This window comes from Streptomyces sp. MNU76, from assembly GCF_020982545.1.
In the GTDB taxonomy this organism is placed as follows: domain Bacteria; phylum Actinomycetota; class Actinomycetes; order Streptomycetales; family Streptomycetaceae; genus Streptomyces.
This window is the reverse complement of the sequence record NZ_JAJKLK010000021.1, coordinates 380,556-396,984: the sequence shown is the minus strand read 5'-3', so window position 1 is coordinate 396,984 and position 16,429 is coordinate 380,556. Positions and strand designations below refer to the sequence as shown.

The following is a 16,429-nucleotide window of genomic DNA, read 5'->3' as shown; positions in this document are numbered from 1 at the left end:
CCCCGCGTCCCTGAAGGGCCTACGGCCCCTTCGGGCTGAGAAGCATGGGGCGCAGCCCCTGCTTCTCAGGGGCGCGGGGAACTGCGCGAGAAGCCCCACGCACCCGCAGCCGCACCCGAACCCCCGAGCTGTCAGGCGCTCCGGTCAGCCCTTGATCGCGCCGGTCAGCATGCCCTTCTTGAAGTGCTTCTGGACGAAGGGCGAGAGCACCGCGACCGGCAGCAGGGCCATCACCATGACCGCCATCTGGATGGCCAGCCCGGACAGCTGACCGGTCCTGATCGCCTGGCTCAGTCCGACCGGCGCTTCCTGCTTCTGCACGAGCTGGATCATGACGTTCTGCAACGGCATCATGTCCTGGTCGTTCAGGTAGATCGACGCGTTGAACCAGGCGCTCCAGTACCCGACGGCGTAGAACAGCGTGATCACGGCGAGGACCGCCCGGGACAGCGGCATGACGATCTGCCAGAGGATCCGGAGGTCACCCGCGCCGTCGATGCGCGCGCTGTCGATGAGTTCCTGCGATATCCCCATGAAGAAGCCGCGCAGCACGAGGATGTTGAAGATGCTCACCGCGCTCGGCAGGATCAGTGCGAGATAGGTGTCCATCAGTCCGAGGGACTGCACCAGCAGGTAGGTGGGGATGAGCCCCGCGCTGAAGAACATGGTCGCCAGCAGCGTCATCAGGATCCAGCGGTGCCCGAAGGATCCGCTGCGCGACAGGCCGTAGGCGCACAGGACGGACACCGCCATGGAGAACAGGGTGCCGACCAGGGTGATGAGAATGCTGATGATCGCGGCGCGGGTGACCTGACCGCCGCTGAGCAGTTCCTCGTAGGCGATGAAGGTGATGCCCTTGGGCACGATCACCAGGCCGCCCGCCTCGTCGATGGTCCTGCGGGACGACAGACTGGTGACGACCACGATCCACAGTGGGAAGAGGACCGCCAGACAGGCGAACGACAGGGCGATCCCCTTGCCCGCCAGGCCGGCCTTCGTGGGCTCCTCCTCCCAGGCCGGTCGGGGCGGGGCCTGCCACCAGCGGGGGGTCCTCTCCCGCCGGTCCGGCTCGGTGTCCTGGCGCGGGCGCGCCATCACGGACGTCATTTCCTGTACACCCCCTGCTCGCCCATGAGATGGGCCACCTTGTTGGCGGCGAGCACCAGGCCGATGCTGACCACGCCCTTGACGAGGCCGGCGGCGGCCGCGTAGCCGAAGTCCTGGTTGCGTACGCCGTTCCACCACACGAAGGTGTCGAGGACCTCGCCCGCGCCCGGTCCGACGCCGTCGCGTTGCAGCAGGATCTGTTCGAACCCGACGGTCAGGGCGTCGCCGACGCGCAGGACGAGCAGAAGGGCGATCACCGGACGCAGGGCGGGAAGCGTGACGTGCCACATCCGGCGCCATCGTCCGGCACCGTCCATCGCGGCGGCCTCGTAGTGGTCCGAGGGCACCGAGGCCAGCGCGGCGAGGAACACGATGATCCCCCACCCGGCGTCCTTCCACACGCTCTGCGCGGTGATCAGGAACGGGAAGGTGTCCGGGTTGGTCATGATGTCGAGGCCGTCGTAGCCGTTCTGCCGCAGCAACTGGGACAGCATCCCGGCGCCGCCGAACATCTGCTGGAAGACGGCGATGACGAGCACCCAGGAGAAGAAGTGCGGCAGGTAGAGCACGGCCTGGGCGACGGCCCGCACCCGGGGCCGGATCACGCTGTTGATGAGCAGCGCGAGCAGGATCGGGATCGGGAAGAACAGCACGAGCTGGACGAAGAACAGCACCAGCGTGTTCTCGACGGCGTTCCAGAAGGCCGAGTCCTCGAAGATCCGCTGGAAGTTCTCCAGGCCCACGAAGGGGCTGTTCAGCATGGACACGATGCCGTTGTCGCTGATGTAGGGGTCGTAGTCCTGGAAGGCGACCACATTGCCGAGCACCGGCAGGTAGTTGAAGACCAGGACCAGCACGACGGCCGGCAGCGTCATCAGGAGCAGGACCCGGTCGCGTCGGAACCTGAGCCGCAGGCTCAGCTTCTCCGGGGGGCGTTTCTGGGGGGAGCCGGTGGTGCCGTCGGATGTCACCCGGGTCTTCACCGGCGTGCTGGCCTCGGTCTCGCTGCGAGGCACCGTGCTGTGGGACACAGCCGCTCTCCTTGCCTCAGAGCCCGGTCAGCTCGCCGCCGAACCGTTCTCGTCGAGGAGCTTCTTGTACCAGTCGCGCAGCTTGTCGCCGCCCTTGCTCTTCCAGTCGGACACGGCCTGCTGCATGTCGCTGATCTTCTTGTGCCCGCGGATGATGTCGTCCTCGAGCTGCTCGAAGTCGTTGGCGAGGTTGGTGTAGCGGGAGGGCTCGGTGATCTGCAGGCCCCAGAAGGACGACTTCTTGGTGAAGGCGCCCATCCGCTGCTGCCATTCGACCTGGGCCTTGGTGTAGTCCGGGAGGTCGGGGTGCGCGATGGTCGGGGCAGGGCTCGCCACCATGACGTAGGCGTTGATGACCTCGTTGTTGCCCTTGTCGTTCTTGACGGGGACGCCGTCCTTGAGCGTGTAGTGGGTGCCCTCGACGCCGTAGTTGGTCATCATCCACTCCTTGGTGCCGTACGGCGCCGCGGTGACGTTGGCGACCGCCAGCACGTCGCGGATGACGGACTCGGAGACCTTCTTGTTGACGAAGGCGAAGATGTTGGCCGGCATCGTGGCGTACAGCGTCGGGTCACCGCCGTCGTGGCCCCAGATGTCCATGCCCCAGACCTTGACGTCGGGGTTCTGGGTCGAGAAGGAGGCCTGGTGCCCGTACCAGCCGGACATGTCGGTGTTCCAGATCAGGAACTCGCCGGCGGCGAACTTGGGTGTCGGGTCGGCGATCTGGCTCTTGCCCAGCTTGAAGTTGGGGTGGACGACTCCGGCGGCGAACAGCTTCCGCGTCCACTCGATGGCTTCAAGGTACTCCGGGGTCTCGATACGGTTGATCAGCTTGCCGTCGACCAGGTTCCACCAGAGCGGCTTCTCACCGCCCCCGAGCACGCCGAAGTTGCTGAACGCGGTCCACTTCATGTCACCGCAGGCCCACCGCTTGGCTCTGGGGTTGGTGATGTCCTTGCACAGGGCCATGAACTCGTCGGCGGACCGAGGGATTTCGTAGCCCTCCTTGTCGAAGATGTCCTGGCGGTAGAGCGGCACGATGTTCCCGACGTACCCGGCGGGCATCGGCAGGCCCATCAGCTTGCCGCCGAAGATGGAGCGCTGCCAGGCATCGCTGGGGATCGCCGCGAGGTTGGGATACTCCTTGACCTTGTCCCCGGACAGGTACGGGCCCAGGTCGGCGAACTTGCTGATGATGGCGCTGGGTATCTTGCCCATCATGTTCCAGCCGGGGATGACGACCACGTCCGGGACGTCGCTGGAGGCGAGGACCGCGCCGAGCTTCTGGTCGTAGGTGCCGCCGTCCTGGTTGCGCCACTGGACGTCGACGCCGATCAGGTCGTTCATCGACGTGTAGTAGGCGTTGTCCTGCTTGGGCGGCGAGCCCCAGAACGGCGACATGATGGTGACCTTGCCGCCCTTGCCGAGCTTCTTGGTGACCGACGTCCTGAGGTCGGCGCTGTCGAGCTTGGCGGTGAAGCCCATCGACGAGCCGTTCTTCGCCGGGATGTCCGGCTTCACCACGTCGCTCGCCACGTATGCCGGGAGGATCTTCTTGGCGTCCTTGCCCGACGTGGTGCCCTCGCGCGAGCCGCTGTCCGAGCCGCCGCAGGCGGACAGCAGCGGCAGCCCCCCGGCGACCGCTGCGGTGGCGACCGCCGTGGAAGCGAGGAAACTTCTCCGGCTCGGGGCGGGGGTGGCGGAGTTCGGCGTCATTGCGTCAACCCTTCATGGCGCACACCAGGACACCCGGCGGTGGCCGTCGGCTGCGGTGTCTGTGAGGAACTGGCTGTGCTGAAGCGGTGAACCCTCGAGCGACGGAGGGAGGTGAGCACGCGAAGCGTTGCCCTCCACAGTCGAAGCGCTTCGATGTTGCTGCGAGGTTAAGTGAACGACCGGGGGTGCACAAGGGTCGATTCCCAGATTCCTCGGCGGTGCGGCCGACCGGAACACCCCACTCCGACCTTCGTTGTCCCGGGCTGTATGTCGGTGCGGAAACGGATCTGTTGCGCCTCGGTCTCTTGACACCCGCCCTACGGTCGAATGAGCATCGAAGCGCTTCGAAAGCTCCCCGCCCGTTCATCGCAAAGGGATCCCCAACGTGACCGCACAGACGACGCCCACGCCGCCTTTTCGCGATCCGCAGCTGCCGCTCGTGAAGCGCATCGACGATCTGCTCCAGCGGCTCACCCTGGACGAGCGGGTCGCCTTCCTGCACCAGTTCGCCCCCGCCGTCGACCGTCTGGGGGTGGCCGCCTTCCGCACCGGCCAGGAGGCTCTGCACGGGGTGGCCTGGATGGGCCCCGCGACGGTGTTCCCGCAGGCCGTGGGCCTTGGCGCGACCTGGAACGAGAACCTCGTCCGCCGCGTCGGCGAGGCCGTCTCCACCGAGGTGCGCGCGATGCGCGCCCGCGACGACCGCGTCGGCCTCAACGTCTGGTCCCCCACGGTCAACCTGCTGCGCCACCCGCTGTGGGGCCGCAACGAGGAGGGCTACTCCGAGGACCCCAGGCTGACCTCGGCGATCGCCACCGCGTACACCCGCGGTCTGCGCGGCGACCACCCCACGTACTGGCGTACGGCCCCCGTGCTCAAGCACTGGCTGGCGCACAACAACGAGACCGACCGCTCCACCACCTCCTCCTCGGTCCGCCCGCGCGTCCTGCACGAGTACGACCTGCGCGCCTTCCGCGAGACCGTCGAGGCGGGCGCCGTGGCCGGGGTGATGCCCGCGTACAACCTGGTCAACGGCCGCCCCAACCACGTCTCGCCCCACCTGGCCGAGCACCTGCGGCGCTGGACCGACGAGCACCTGCTGGTCTGCTCGGACGCGGGCGCGCCGTCGAACCTCGTCGACTCCGAGCACTACTACGCCACCCACGAGGAGGCGACCGCCGCCTCGCTGCGCGCCGGAGTCGACAGCTTCACCGACCACGGCACGGAGAGTTCGACGATGATCGGCCGCATCCGGGGCGCCCTGGACAAGGGCCTGCTGACGGAGGAGGACATCGACCGGGCGGTCCGCCGCCAGCTCTCGGTGCGCTTCCGCCTCGGCGAGTTCGACACCGAAGCCGACCCGTACGCCGCCGTCACGGACTTCGACACCCCGGCCCACCGCGCCCTCGCCCAGGAGGCCGCCGAGCAGGCGGTCGTACTGCTGAAGAACGAGGGAGAACTGCTGCCGCTCGCGGCCGACACCCGGATCGCCGTCGTCGGGCCGCTCGCCGACGAGTGCAAACTCGACTGGTACAGCGGCACCCTTCTCCACCGCTCCACCCCGCTCGAAGGCCTGTACGACCGCTTCGGCGCCGAACGGGTGACGTTCGCGGAGGGCGTGGACCGCGTACGTCTGAGGGCGCTGTCCACCGGCGCGTTCGTGTCCGTGCCCGAGGCCGCCGAGGCCGCCGACGAGGTGCGCGGCGCGGAGGGCGCCCTCGACCCGGCGCTGCTGGCCGGCCGCACCGACCTCCCTCCGCTCACCACGGACCCGGACGGCACCGAACTGGCCCTCGTCGACTGGGGCGACGGCGTCCTCACCTTCCGCGCCCCCGACGGCCGTTACCTCTCGGTCGCCGACGACGGATACCTGCGCGCCTCGGCGGACCAGCCGGGCGGCTGGATCGTGCAGGAGACGTTCCACCTGGAGCCCTCCGGATCCCACGGGAACGGGCACCTCCTCAAGCACGCGGGGACAGGCCGGTACGTCACTGTCGGCCCCGACGGCGTGAAGGTTGCCGACAAGAATCCGGAAACCTTCGAACTCGTGGTGGTGCAGCCCGGCGAGGAGGCCGTGGCCAGGGTGGCCGCCGAGGCCGACGTGGTCCTCGTCGTCGCGGGCAACGACCCGCACATCAACGGCCGCGAGACCGAGGACCGCACCGGCCTCGCGCTCCCCGCCCACCAGGAGCGCCTGCTGCGCGCGGCCCGCGCCGCCAACCCCGACACCGCGCTGGTCCTGGTCTCGGCCTATCCCTACGCGGTCGACCCCGCCGACCTGCCCGCCGTCCTGTGGACCGCGCACGGCGGCCAGGCCGCGGGCACCGCCCTGGCCCGGGTCCTCGCCGGCGACACCTCCCCGGCCGGGCGCCTCCCGCAGACCTGGTACGCCGCCGACGCCGACCTCCCCGGCCTCCTCGACTACGACGTGATCGGCGCCCGTCAGACCTACCTCTACTTCGAGGGCACCCCGCTCTTCCCGTTCGGCCACGGCCTGACGTACACGGAGTTCGCGTACGGAGACCTGGTCGCTCAGATGGGTGACGACGCCCTGACGGTCTCCTTCACCGTCACCAACACGGGCGCGACGACGGCCGACGAGGTCGCCCAGCTGTATGTCCGCGCCGAGAACCCGTCGGTCCCGCGCCCCCGCCGCGAGCTGGTCGGGCACCGCCGGGTCACGCTCGCGCCGGGCGCCTCGTCCGAGCTGACCTTCCGGCTCCCGCTCCGCGTACTGGAGTTCTGGGACGTGGCCCACGGCACCTGGCACCTGGAGCCCGGCGCGTACGAACTCCTCGCCGGCGCGTCGAGCGAGGACATCCGTCTCCGTACGACCGTCACCGTCGAGGGCGAACCCGTGGCTCCGCGCGCGGTCGTCACGCACGGCCTGGACGCGGCGGACTTCGACGAGCAGCGCGGCACGGAGATCGTCGACCGCACCAGGGAGTCGGGCGACGCCGTGACACCGACGGGCGGCGGTGCCGGTGAACTGCTCTTCCGCGACTGCGACTTCGGCGCCGGGATCACCGGGGTCGAGGTGGAGGTGTCCGGGGAGGGCACCGTCGAGTTCTCCCTGCTCGGCGGCCCGGTCCTCGCGACGCTGACATCGGACCGCCCCACCGGCGACCCGTACACGTACACCACGCTGCGCGCCGACCTGACGGCCGTCGGCGTGCACGACGTCCACCTGGAGCTGCGCGGCCCCCTGCGGCTGGCGCACGTCGGCTTCTCCGGTTGAGGGTCCGGAAGCAGGCCGACGCACAGAAGGGGCCCGGCACCGGAAGGCATCGGTGCCGGGCCCCTTCATCCCGGGATCTGACCCCAGGCTACCTGAAAACGATTGTCAGAAGCTAGGGGTGGGACGGGAGATCTCAGTGGGGCGTCAGAGCTGGAGCCCCGTCAGGACCATGACCCGCTCGTAGGTGTAGTCGTCCATCGCGAACTTCACGCCCTCACGCCCCGTCCCGGACTGCTTCACGCCGCCGTACGGCATCTGGTCGGCGCGGTAGGACGGCACGTCGCCGATGATCACGCCGCCGACCTCCAGCGCGCGGTGGGCACGGAAGGCGGTCTGCAGGTCGTGGGTGAAGACGCCCGCCTGGAGGCCGTACTTGGAGTCGTTGACGGCGGCGAAGGCCTCGGCCTCCCCCTCCACCTTCCGTACGGTGAGGACGGGTCCGAAGACCTCCTCGCAGGAGACGGTCACGTCGGCGGGTACGTCGGCCAGGACCGTCGGCGCGTACGTGGCGCCGTCGCGCTTGCCGCCGGTGAGGAGGGCGGCCCCGGCGTCGACCGCCTCCTGGACCCACGCCTCGACCCGCTTGGCGGCGTTCTCGTCGACCAGCGGTCCGACGTCGGTGGCGCCGTCGGACGGGTCACCGGTCACCTGGGCCTCGACGGCGGCGACGATGCGCGGCAGCAGCCGCTCGTACACGGACGCGTCCGCGATCACCCGCTGCACCGAGATGCAGGACTGGCCGCCCTGGTAGTTCGAGAAGGTCGCGATACGGGTCGCGGCCCAGTCGAGGTCCTCGTCGCTCGCGTAGTCGGCCAGCACGACCGCCGCGCCGTTGCCGCCCAGCTCCAGGGTGCAGTGCTTGCGCGGCACCGAGTCCATGATCGCGTAGCCGACCTTCTCGGAGCCGGTGAAGGAGATCACGGGCAGCCGCTCGTCCTGGACGAGGGCGGGCATGCGGTCGTTGGCGACGGGGAGGATGCTCCAGGAGCCGGCCGGAAGCACGGTCCCGGCTCCCGCGCCTGTCGCGGTCGCCGCGTGGGCCTCGGCCTCGGCGAGCAGCTCTCCGATGATCAGACCGGAGAGAGGGGTGGCCGGGGCGGGCTTCAGGATGATCGGCACACCGGCCGCGATCGCCGGGGCGATCTTGTGGGCGCAGAGGTTGAGCGGGAAGTTGAAGGGCGCGATACCGAGGACGGCGCCCTTGGGGAAGCGGCGCGTGAGGGCCAGCCGCCCCTGACCGCCGAGGTCGGTGTCGAGCCGCTGCGCCTCGCCGCTGTTGAACCGCCGGGCCTCCTCGGCCGCGAACCGGAACACGGACACGGCCCGGCCGACCTCGCCCCGCGCCCACTTGATCGGCTTGCCGTTCTCGGCGGAGATCAGCTGCGCGATCTCCTCGGTCCGCTCGGCCAGACTCCGGCTGACCCGGTCCAGGACCGCGGCCCGCACATGCGCGGGCGTCGCCGCGAACTCGTCCCGCACGGCGTACGCGGCGGCCACGGCCTCCTCGACCTGCTCGTCCGTCGGCACACTCACGCTGCCGACCGAGCGGCCGTCCCAGGGCGACGTCACATCGAACGTGGTCTCACCGGTGGCCCGACGGCCGGCGAGCCAGAAGGCGTGAGTGGCGGTCATAGTCGTTCCCGGCCCTTCGATAAGTGACACTTCGGCTTCCGCTCCACGGTAGGGCCGGGTCGCCGAGGGGTCGTTTGTCCGGCACGTATGAGTACGGCCGGGGGTTGCGCCGGATTGGACGAGTGGGGCACCGACACCGCCGGAATCAGGCCCATCGGACCCGACCGGAGCGCCGCCTGCGAGGATCCCCCCCCATGAGCTACGACCTCGCGGGGTGGGACGGTGCACGCCCACTCGACGACGATCAAGCGTGCTCGGTCCACGACGAGCTCCATGCGCGCCACCTGGAGTCGGACGAGGTCACCGCGCCCCCGACCCCGGCCATCGCGGCCTACGTCGAGGCACTCCTCCAGCGATACCCGGACGACATCGACGGCGACACCGTCCGGGCGTCGCCCCCGGTCGTCGACGAAGCCTCGGGGCCGATCGTCCACCTGGTCATGTCCTATCGCGCGGCCCAAGAGGTCCTTGATCACGCCGCTTCACTGGCCCACGAGCACGGGCTCGTCTGTTACGACCCACAGGTGGCGTGCCTGCGGGCGTGAGCCACGTGCGCAGGCGGGCTCAGGCGAGGGCCGCGACCAGCAGGGTGAAGGCGGCGATGATGACGGCGACGCGGGCGTAGTGGAAGCGGTCCCAGCGGTTCGCCTGCTCCTTCCAGTCCTCGGGTCGGGTCTCGGGCGTCCAGGTCTTGCCCCGGTTGTTGATCGGGACGAGCAGCAGAAGCGACATGATCACGCTGACGACCAGCAGAACCCCGGCGGTCACCACGAGACCGGTGCCGCGGTGCTGCCATCCGGCGACGGCCCAGACCGCGACGAGCACGAGCGACGTGATGTACCAGACCGGCATCGCGGCGCCGAGCATCCGGCCCCCGCGGGCGCGACCGAGCACGGCACTCTCCTCGGGCAGTCCGTTGAGGATCGGGTTGATGACGAAGGCGACGGAGAACTCCACCCCCACCATCAGGCCGATGACCACCGTGGTGAACACCTCAAGTGCGTCGAGCATGATGACCCTCCAGGAATCTAGCGTCGCTAGCTGATGAGGCGACGCTAGACCTTCCACCGCTCGATTGTCTAGCGATGCTAGGATCGAGACATGTCGGTTCAGGAACGCAAGGAGCGCGAACGGGCGGTCCGCGAACGCCTCATCGTGGCCACGGCCCGCGAACTCGCCGAGGATCAGGGCTGGGACGCGGTCACCACCCGTCGGCTCGCGGAGCGTATCGAGTACAGCCAGCCCGTCCTCTACAGCCATTTCCGCGGCAAGCGCGAGATCATCGGAGCCGTCGCCCTGGAGGGGGCCACCGAGATGGCGGCGGCGCTACGGGCCTCGACCTCGGCCGCGGAGGGCCCCCGCTCCCGGGTCACCGCCCTGGCCCGCGCCTACCTCGACTTCGCCGAACACCACCCGGCGGTCTACGACGCCATGTTCCGGCTCGACGGCGGCCTGGCGTTCGCCCACGAGGACACCCCCGAACCGCTGAAGGACGCCTTCGCCGCCCTGCTGGAGAACCTCGACGAGGTCGCCGGGGAGGGCGTCCACCCGGGACTGTTCACCGAGGTGTTCTGGGCGGCCCTGCACGGACTCGCCGGCCTCACCCGCGCCCGACGGCTCCCGCCGGAGGACACCGAACGCAGGGTGGAGCTGCTGGTGGACCGGCTCGCCATCATCTGAGGAGGCCTCGGCGGGCCCGCAGCCGCACGGGCAGAGACAGGTACGGGCAGTCGGGTACGGGTACGCGGGTACGGGTACGGAAGTGCGCCCTACTCCCCGGCCGCCGCCGTGGCCTTCAGCGCCAACCACAACTCCATCCGCACGTCCGGATCGTCCAGGGACCGGCCGAGGATCTCCTCCACCCGGCGCATCCGGTACCGCAGCGTGTGCCGGTGCACTCCCAGGTCAGCGGCAGCCGCGTCCCACTGGCCGTGGCGCGACAACCACGCCCGCAGCGAGGCCACCAGATCCCCCCGCCCCGTCGCGTCGTGCTCACGCAGCGGGCGGAGCAGGCTGTCGGCGAAGGCCCGCACGGCGTCGTCCCCGAGCAGCGGCAGCACGGACCCCGCCGCCAGCTCCTCGTGCTCGACCAGACAACGCCCCCGGCGCCGGGCCACGGACAACGCCTGCTCGGCCTGTTTGTACGCGGCCGCCGCGGCGATCGGCCCGGCCGGCGCGGACAGCCCGACGACGAGTTCCTCCTCCTCGACGCCCCCACCGACTGCCGCGGAGCCGGAGGCGCCGGCGGACACCGGGTCCCGCCCCGCCGCCCGAGCCGTCTCCAACGCCACCGCGAACTCCCCGCACGCGGCCACCGCCGCGCCCCCGTCGACGGCGAGCACGACGAGCCGCTCCCCGTCGGGCACCACCAGCACCGCCTCCCCGGCGCGCGCCGCTGCCGCCTCCACCACCTCGACGAGCTGCCCGAGCGGTTCCCCACCCGAGTCGCCACCGGCTGTCCCGCCCGCCGGGGCCCGTACGACTTCGGCGGTAACGCCCCGGCCGCGCCCGCCGCCGCGCGCCCGGACCCAGCAGCCCCTGCGCGCCCCAAGCCCGGACCGAGCCCCGTCCCCGACCCCGCGCACCCTTCGGAGGCACGCGCGCCCCCGGCCGAACTCACCGGCCCGGCCCCGACCGCCTCCTCCACGGCGCCCGCCGTCCCCACCGCACCGACCGCCCCCTCCATCCGCGCCCGCGCGGCCGAAGCCGACGCCGCCTCCGCGAGATCAGCCGGAACGGGGCGTCCAAAAGGCCCCCGTACAGATCCCCGGCGACGGCGCGCGCGTGGTCGCACTCCCCCGCCAGCAGCATGCGCAGCACCGCCGCGCCGATCCGCTGCTCGGCGGCGTGCAACGAGCCCGACCGTTCCGTGGTGAGGGTGAGGAGCGCGATCGCGGAGTGCACGGCGTACCGCTCGGCCGTACCGAGAGCCGCCGCCGTGCCGACGGCGAGGGCGGCGCGGGCCCGGCGGCCGGTGCCGAGGGAGTGCAGTTCGACGCGGTCCTCGCCGCCGACGACCGCGCTGGCCGGAGCGGGCCGGTCCCGCAGCCGTTCGACGTCGGCGACGAGCCGCCCGGCCCGCCGCTCCGCCCACTCGGGCGCCACCGCGACGACCGCGCCGGAGGCGTCGTACAGGGCCGCCCACCCGTCGACCTGCCCGGCGAGCGCGCCCAGCAGCCCCTCGGGTCCGGCCGCCAGGGCCTGCCGGGTGAGTTCGCGCTGCGCGGCGAACCCCGCCGTCACCGCCCGGTACTGTTCGGCGGCGATCGCGGCGGACACCGCCTTGCTGATGGCGAGGAAGGGCGTGCGCCGGGGGACTTCCAGCAGGGGCAGTCCCTCCCCTCGGCCGCGTCGACGAGCGCCTGGGGATGTCCTCGTAGTGCACCCCGACGGCGAACCCGAGCCCGACCACCCCGGCCCCCACCAGCCTCCGTACATAGCGCCGCATCGCCTCCGGATCCTCCGCGTCCAGCTTCAGCGCGGTGATCAGCAGCAGCTCCCCGCCCTCCATGTACGGCACGGGGTCGGCGAGCTCACTGGCGTGCGCCCAGCGCACCGGCACGTCGAGGCGCTCCTCGCCCGCCCGCACGGTCAGCTTGAGCGCGGAGTGGTGGACGAGCGAGGCGAGCGTCGGGGGCATGGGACCTTCAGGTCGACGTCGGAGGCGGGAAGAGGACCGGGCGGGGAACAGACAAGGCCTTTTGGCCGCCGCGTATGAACGGCCTGTCCCGATTCTGCCTCACCGTACGATCACAAGTCCCACGCACCGCACACCGAATGGCTCGAATCGAACGCACCCGACGACCCCACGAGCGGTCCGCCGACGATCCCACGGACGTCTCCCGACAGCTCCCCTCGGCGCGCGCCCCTCAGCCCCGCAGGTCCACCAGCAACGGCGGCGCGTGCTCGCCCCGCACGTTCGTCAGGGAGAGCACCGCGTGCCCCGGCGGCACCCCGTGCGCCAGTTCGGACGCGGACCAGCGTTCCCGCTCCACCTGCCGGACGGTGACGGCCCGAGCCGTGGGCGCGTGGCCGGTCATGACCCGGCGCAGCGCGTGCCAGGCCTTGCCCGCCGGGGAGTCGGCGATGATCTGCCGGTCGGTGACGTCCCTGGCCTCGGTCCACTCCTTGCCCCACACCTCGGCGAAGTCCTGCCCGTCCCACGGGGTGAGCCCGGACAGCGCCATCCGGCAGCCGGTGGCGCCGAGGAGCGGGCCGCGCAGCGGCCGGGGCACGTCGTCGAGGGTGCGCAGGGTGAGGACGGCCCCCGCGTTGGTGGACCGCAGCCGCTGGATGCCGCGTACGGCCTCCGGCGTGACCACGCCCGTGGCGTCGTCCAGCACGAGGCAGGCGAACAGCGACCGGTCCTCCCGGACGGCGACGCTCGCGGTGAACTGCGCGAGCACCAGCCGCGCCAGGATGCGCGAGGCGTCGGCGTGACCGCGTTCGGGGAGGTCGATCCGGACCCGTACGGGGTGGTCGAGGGCCCGCAGCGAGAAGGGCCGGGACTGGCCGGATGTGTCGAAGAACGCGGCGAAGGCCGGCCGGTCGAGCAGGGCGACCCGGTCCGCCAGGACGCTCCCGACGTCCCCGGGGTGTCCGAGCTGGCGTTCCCGCGCGTCCAGCTCCCGCAGCAGCGACTCCTGCCCGGCGTCCTGGAGGGCCGCGCGCAGCTCGCCCAGCGGGCCGGGGGCGCCGTCCAGCAGCTGCCGCAGCTGCGGCACCGACGGGAACCGTCCGTGCACCGCCCGGAACGGGCCGAGCAACTGGGCGAGGACCGTGGTCGAGCGCCGACTGTCGCCGCCGGGGTGCGGGTCGGCCAGATCACCGACGAGCGCCTCCGCGAGGACGGCGGCCGCCTCGTCGGGATCGGTGGTCCCGCCGTAGAGGTCGAGGTCGTACACGGACTCCGGGTTCCCGATCCGCACGACGACGTCGTACGCGTCGGCCGGGCCGAGCCCCGCCCCCGCCGCGCCCACGACCACCACGGCGGCCCGCCCGGCGAGCGCGTGCAGACACAGCGACTCGACGACGGGCCAGACGACACTGCCGGTCTTCCCCGACCCGGCGGGCCCGACGGCCAGCAGGGACGTGCCGAGCAGTTCGGGGCCGAGGGCGAGGCCCGTGCCCCGGTAGGCGTACGGGTTGCGCGGGTCGTCGACGGTGCCGCCGAGGCGGACCTGCCCGGTGACCAGGTCGTGCCTGGCGAGCCGGGTGGGCAGGTCCCGCTCCCCGGAGGGGTGCAGGCACGCGGCCGCCCCGTCCTTCAGCACGGCGCCGGTGAACGTCGCCAGACTGTGGCGGCCGCTGCGCACGCCCTGCCACGCCCGCATGATCCGCGCGTGGTCCACGTCCCGCATCAGCCCGGCCCCGGCCTCGGCCACGAGCCGCTCGGCGGCCTCCCCGGCCCCGGCCTCCCGCAGCTGGTTCCACTGGGCGGGGTCGTCCTGGGGCGGCGGTACGACCTGCCGTTCCCGCGGCTGCCGGAGGCGCGAGGCACCGTAACGGCGCCAGATCTCGCCCCAGCGGCCGAGCCGTCCGACGCCGACCAGGATCGCCAGGGCGACGACGATGTACCAGACCCAACCCAGTACTGCTGCGGTGTAAGAGTTGGGGGGCGCCCAGGAGTCCGGCACCATCGCGTAGAGCGGGAGCAACCACCAGCCGCCGAGGTAGCCGTTCCAGAGCAGGGACCAGATCAGCCAGCCGACGAGGAAGGCGATCAGGGCGCCGCCCAGCAATTGCCGGGCGGGGACGGTCTCCGGCTCCTCCTCCGGCCGCGGCCGGTGGCCGAACCGCCACACTCCGGGGGCCGCGTCGGGCCGGGGCGTCCGCAGCCAGGACAGGAAGGCGTTCCCGTCCGGCCGGGGCGGCACGCCCGGCATGCCCGGTGCGCCCGGCGCCCCCGCGGGCATCGGCGGCACGGGAGGTGCGGCCGGCATCTCCGGCGACCCCGCCGGACGCGGCACAGGATTCGCATGTGTGCCCCGCGCGTCCCGCGTCCCGTCGCTGTTCATCGCGCTTGCCCCCTGACCAGCCGTTCCGTCCACCATCAGCGAGCCAATCTAACGCTCCCGCATGGGGAGTTCACCGTTTACGCGGCCGGGCGGACCCGTGTGCCCACCGTATTACGCGGCAGGGCGCACACCCGTGCCCCCGTTCCTCCATGTCCAACCCGGACAAGACGAACACCCGACAACGCCCACATGGAGCATGCCCACCCACCGGCCGTCGCCCTAGCCTGCGAGAAAAGAAGCCAAGACGTCCGTACCACCCCAGGAGCCCCACATGAGCGCACTTCCCCAGGAGCGCCGCGTCGTCACCGCCATCCCCGGACCGAAGTCCCAGGAACTGCAGGCTCGCCGTGTCGCCGCCGTCGCGGCGGGCGTGGGGTCGGTGCTGCCCGTGTTCACCGCGCGCGCGGGCGGCGGCATCATCGAGGACGTCGACGGCAACCGGCTGATCGACTTCGGCTCGGGCATCGCCGTCACGAGCGTCGGCGCGAGCGCGGAGGCCGTGGTCCGCCGGGCGACCGCCCAGCTCCAGGACTTCACGCACACCTGTTTCATGGTCACGCCGTACGAGGGCTACGTCGCGGTCGCCGAGGCCCTCGCCGAGCTCACCCCGGGCGACCACGCCAAGAAGTCCGCGCTGTTCAACAGCGGCGCCGAGGCCGTCGAGAACGCGGTGAAGATCGCCCGGTCGTACACCAAGCGCCAGGCCGTGGTCGTGTTCGACCACGGCTACCACGGCCGCACCAACCTCACGATGGCGCTGACCGCGAAGAACATGCCGTACAAGCACGGCTTCGGCCCGTTCGCGCCCGAGGTGTACCGCGTGCCCGTCGCCTACGGCTACCGCTGGCCCACCGGCCCGGAGAACGCGGGCCCGGAGGCCGCCGCGCAGGCGATCGACCAGATCGCCAAGCAGGTCGGCGCGGAGAACGTGGCCGCGATCATCATCGAGCCGGTGCTCGGCGAGGGCGGCTTCATCGAGCCGGCCAAGGGCTTCCTGCCCGCGATCAGCACGTTCGCCTCCGACAACGGCATCGTCTTCGTGGCCGACGAGATCCAGTCCGGCTTCTGCCGCACCGGCCAGTGGTTCGCGTGCGAGGACGAGGGCATCGTGCCGGACCTGATCACCACCGCCAAGGGCATCGCCGGCGGTCTCCCGCTCGCCGCCGTCACCGGCCGCGCGGAGATCATGGACGCGGCGCACGCGGGCGGCCTGGGCGGCACCTACGGCGGCAACCCCGTCGCCTGCGCGGGCGCCCTCGGCTCGATCGAGACGATGAAGGAGCTCGACCTCAACACCCGGGCGAAGAACATCGAGGCGACGATGAAGGCGCGCCTGACCGCCATGGCCGAGAAGTTCGACGTCATCGGTGACATCCGCGGCCGCGGCGCCATGATCGCCATCGAGCTGGTCAAGGACCGTACGACGAAGGAGCCGAACCCCGAGGCGACCGCCGCGCTCGCCAAGGCATGCCACCAGGAGGGGCTGCTGGTCCTGACCTGTGGCACCTACGGCAACGTGCTGCGCTTCCTGCCGCCGCTCGTCATCGGCGACGACCTCCTGAACGAGGGCCTCGACATCATCGAGCAGGCGTTCACTCGCATCTGACACACGTCAGAGAGGGCCGGACACCTGCGCGGGAGCCCGTTCTCCGCACGGCGCTCGCATACGGAATCCCCCATCCGTCCCC

At 71.4% G+C, this 16,429-nt stretch carries 10 protein-coding genes and 1 pseudogene; 4 read left to right on the top strand and 7 right to left on the bottom strand.

Annotation, left to right across the window (positions count from 1 at the left end; translation table 11 throughout):
• Positions 1 to 144: 144 nt before the first annotated feature.
• The 3 genes from E4N62_RS34745 to E4N62_RS34735 are packed head-to-tail and all read right to left on the bottom strand — an operon-like array spanning position 145 to position 3,854.
• The gene (locus E4N62_RS34745) at positions 145 to 1,107 is read right to left on the bottom strand and encodes a carbohydrate ABC transporter permease (RefSeq protein ID WP_230220850.1); all 963 of its coding nucleotides are present in this window, start codon (positions 1,105 to 1,107) and stop codon (positions 145 to 147) included.
• Positions 1,104 to 2,138 carry a sugar ABC transporter permease gene (locus E4N62_RS34740; protein WP_230220848.1) on the bottom strand — a complete coding sequence of 345 codons (1,035 nt, stop codon included), beginning with the start codon at positions 2,136 to 2,138 and terminating at the stop codon, positions 1,104 to 1,106. The genes E4N62_RS34745 and E4N62_RS34740 overlap by 4 nt, the downstream gene beginning before the upstream one ends.
• 27 nt (positions 2,139 to 2,165) lie before the next feature.
• The gene (locus tag E4N62_RS34735; RefSeq protein WP_230220845.1) at positions 2,166 to 3,854 is read right to left on the bottom strand and encodes an extracellular solute-binding protein; all 1,689 of its coding nucleotides are present in this window, start codon (positions 3,852 to 3,854) and stop codon (positions 2,166 to 2,168) included.
• Positions 3,855 to 4,239: 385 nt separating this feature from the next.
• Here E4N62_RS34735 and E4N62_RS34730 point away from each other — a divergent pair, with 385 nt between their 5' ends.
• Positions 4,240 to 7,092 carry a glycoside hydrolase family 3 C-terminal domain-containing protein gene (locus tag E4N62_RS34730; RefSeq protein WP_230220843.1) on the top strand — a complete coding sequence of 951 codons (2,853 nt, stop codon included), beginning with the start codon at positions 4,240 to 4,242 and terminating at the stop codon, positions 7,090 to 7,092.
• 144 nt (positions 7,093 to 7,236) lie between these two features.
• On the opposite strand, the gene E4N62_RS34725 is transcribed toward E4N62_RS34730, so the two are convergent.
• Complete coding sequence (locus E4N62_RS34725; RefSeq protein ID WP_230220841.1) at positions 7,237 to 8,724, bottom strand: aldehyde dehydrogenase family protein; 1,488 nt, start codon at positions 8,722 to 8,724, stop codon at positions 7,237 to 7,239.
• Between the two features lie 194 nt (positions 8,725 to 8,918).
• Between E4N62_RS34725 and E4N62_RS34720 the strand changes: the two genes are divergently transcribed.
• A complete protein-coding gene (locus tag E4N62_RS34720; RefSeq protein WP_230220839.1) occupies positions 8,919 to 9,269 on the top strand; it encodes a hypothetical protein in 351 nt (116 codons plus the stop codon).
• Between the two features lie 19 nt (positions 9,270 to 9,288).
• Here E4N62_RS34720 and E4N62_RS34715 read toward each other — a convergent pair whose 3' ends face one another.
• The gene (locus E4N62_RS34715; RefSeq protein ID WP_230220836.1) at positions 9,289 to 9,735 is read right to left on the bottom strand and encodes a DUF1772 domain-containing protein; all 447 of its coding nucleotides are present in this window, start codon (positions 9,733 to 9,735) and stop codon (positions 9,289 to 9,291) included.
• Between the two features lie 90 nt (positions 9,736 to 9,825).
• Between E4N62_RS34715 and E4N62_RS34710 the strand changes: the two genes are divergently transcribed.
• Entirely contained in the window at positions 9,826 to 10,404 is a 579-nt protein-coding gene (locus E4N62_RS34710) for a TetR/AcrR family transcriptional regulator (protein ID WP_230220834.1), read from the top strand.
• 89 nt (positions 10,405 to 10,493) lie between these two features.
• Here E4N62_RS34710 and E4N62_RS34705 read toward each other — a convergent pair.
• A pseudogene (locus E4N62_RS34705) lies at positions 10,494 to 12,364 on the bottom strand (PucR family transcriptional regulator).
• 229 nt (positions 12,365 to 12,593) lie between these two features.
• Complete coding sequence (locus tag E4N62_RS34700) at positions 12,594 to 14,741, bottom strand: ATP-binding protein (protein ID WP_230220832.1); 2,148 nt, start codon at positions 14,739 to 14,741, stop codon at positions 12,594 to 12,596.
• Positions 14,742 to 15,012: 271 nt separating this feature from the next.
• Between E4N62_RS34700 and gabT the strand changes: the two genes are divergently transcribed.
• Positions 15,013 to 16,347 carry a 4-aminobutyrate--2-oxoglutarate transaminase gene (gene gabT / locus E4N62_RS34695; RefSeq protein WP_230220830.1) on the top strand — a complete coding sequence of 445 codons (1,335 nt, stop codon included), beginning with the start codon at positions 15,013 to 15,015 and terminating at the stop codon, positions 16,345 to 16,347.
• Positions 16,348 to 16,429 lie beyond the last annotated feature (82 nt).

Coding starts and splice junctions, on each gene's coding strand:
- gabT (WP_230220830.1), top strand. CDS start 15,013: ATGAGCGCACTTCCCCAGGAGCGCCGCGTCGTCACCGCCATCCCCGGA.
- E4N62_RS34745 (WP_230220850.1), bottom strand. CDS start 1,107: ATGACGTCCGTGATGGCGCGCCCGCGCCAGGACACCGAGCCGGACCGG.
- E4N62_RS34710 (WP_230220834.1), top strand. CDS start 9,826: ATGTCGGTTCAGGAACGCAAGGAGCGCGAACGGGCGGTCCGCGAACGC.
- E4N62_RS34715 (WP_230220836.1), bottom strand. CDS start 9,735: ATGCTCGACGCACTTGAGGTGTTCACCACGGTGGTCATCGGCCTGATG.
- E4N62_RS34735 (WP_230220845.1), bottom strand. CDS start 3,854: ATGACGCCGAACTCCGCCACCCCCGCCCCGAGCCGGAGAAGTTTCCTC.
- E4N62_RS34700 (WP_230220832.1), bottom strand. CDS start 14,741: ATGAACAGCGACGGGACGCGGGACGCGCGGGGCACACATGCGAATCCT.
- E4N62_RS34725 (WP_230220841.1), bottom strand. CDS start 8,724: ATGACCGCCACTCACGCCTTCTGGCTCGCCGGCCGTCGGGCCACCGGT.
- E4N62_RS34720 (WP_230220839.1), top strand. CDS start 8,919: ATGAGCTACGACCTCGCGGGGTGGGACGGTGCACGCCCACTCGACGAC.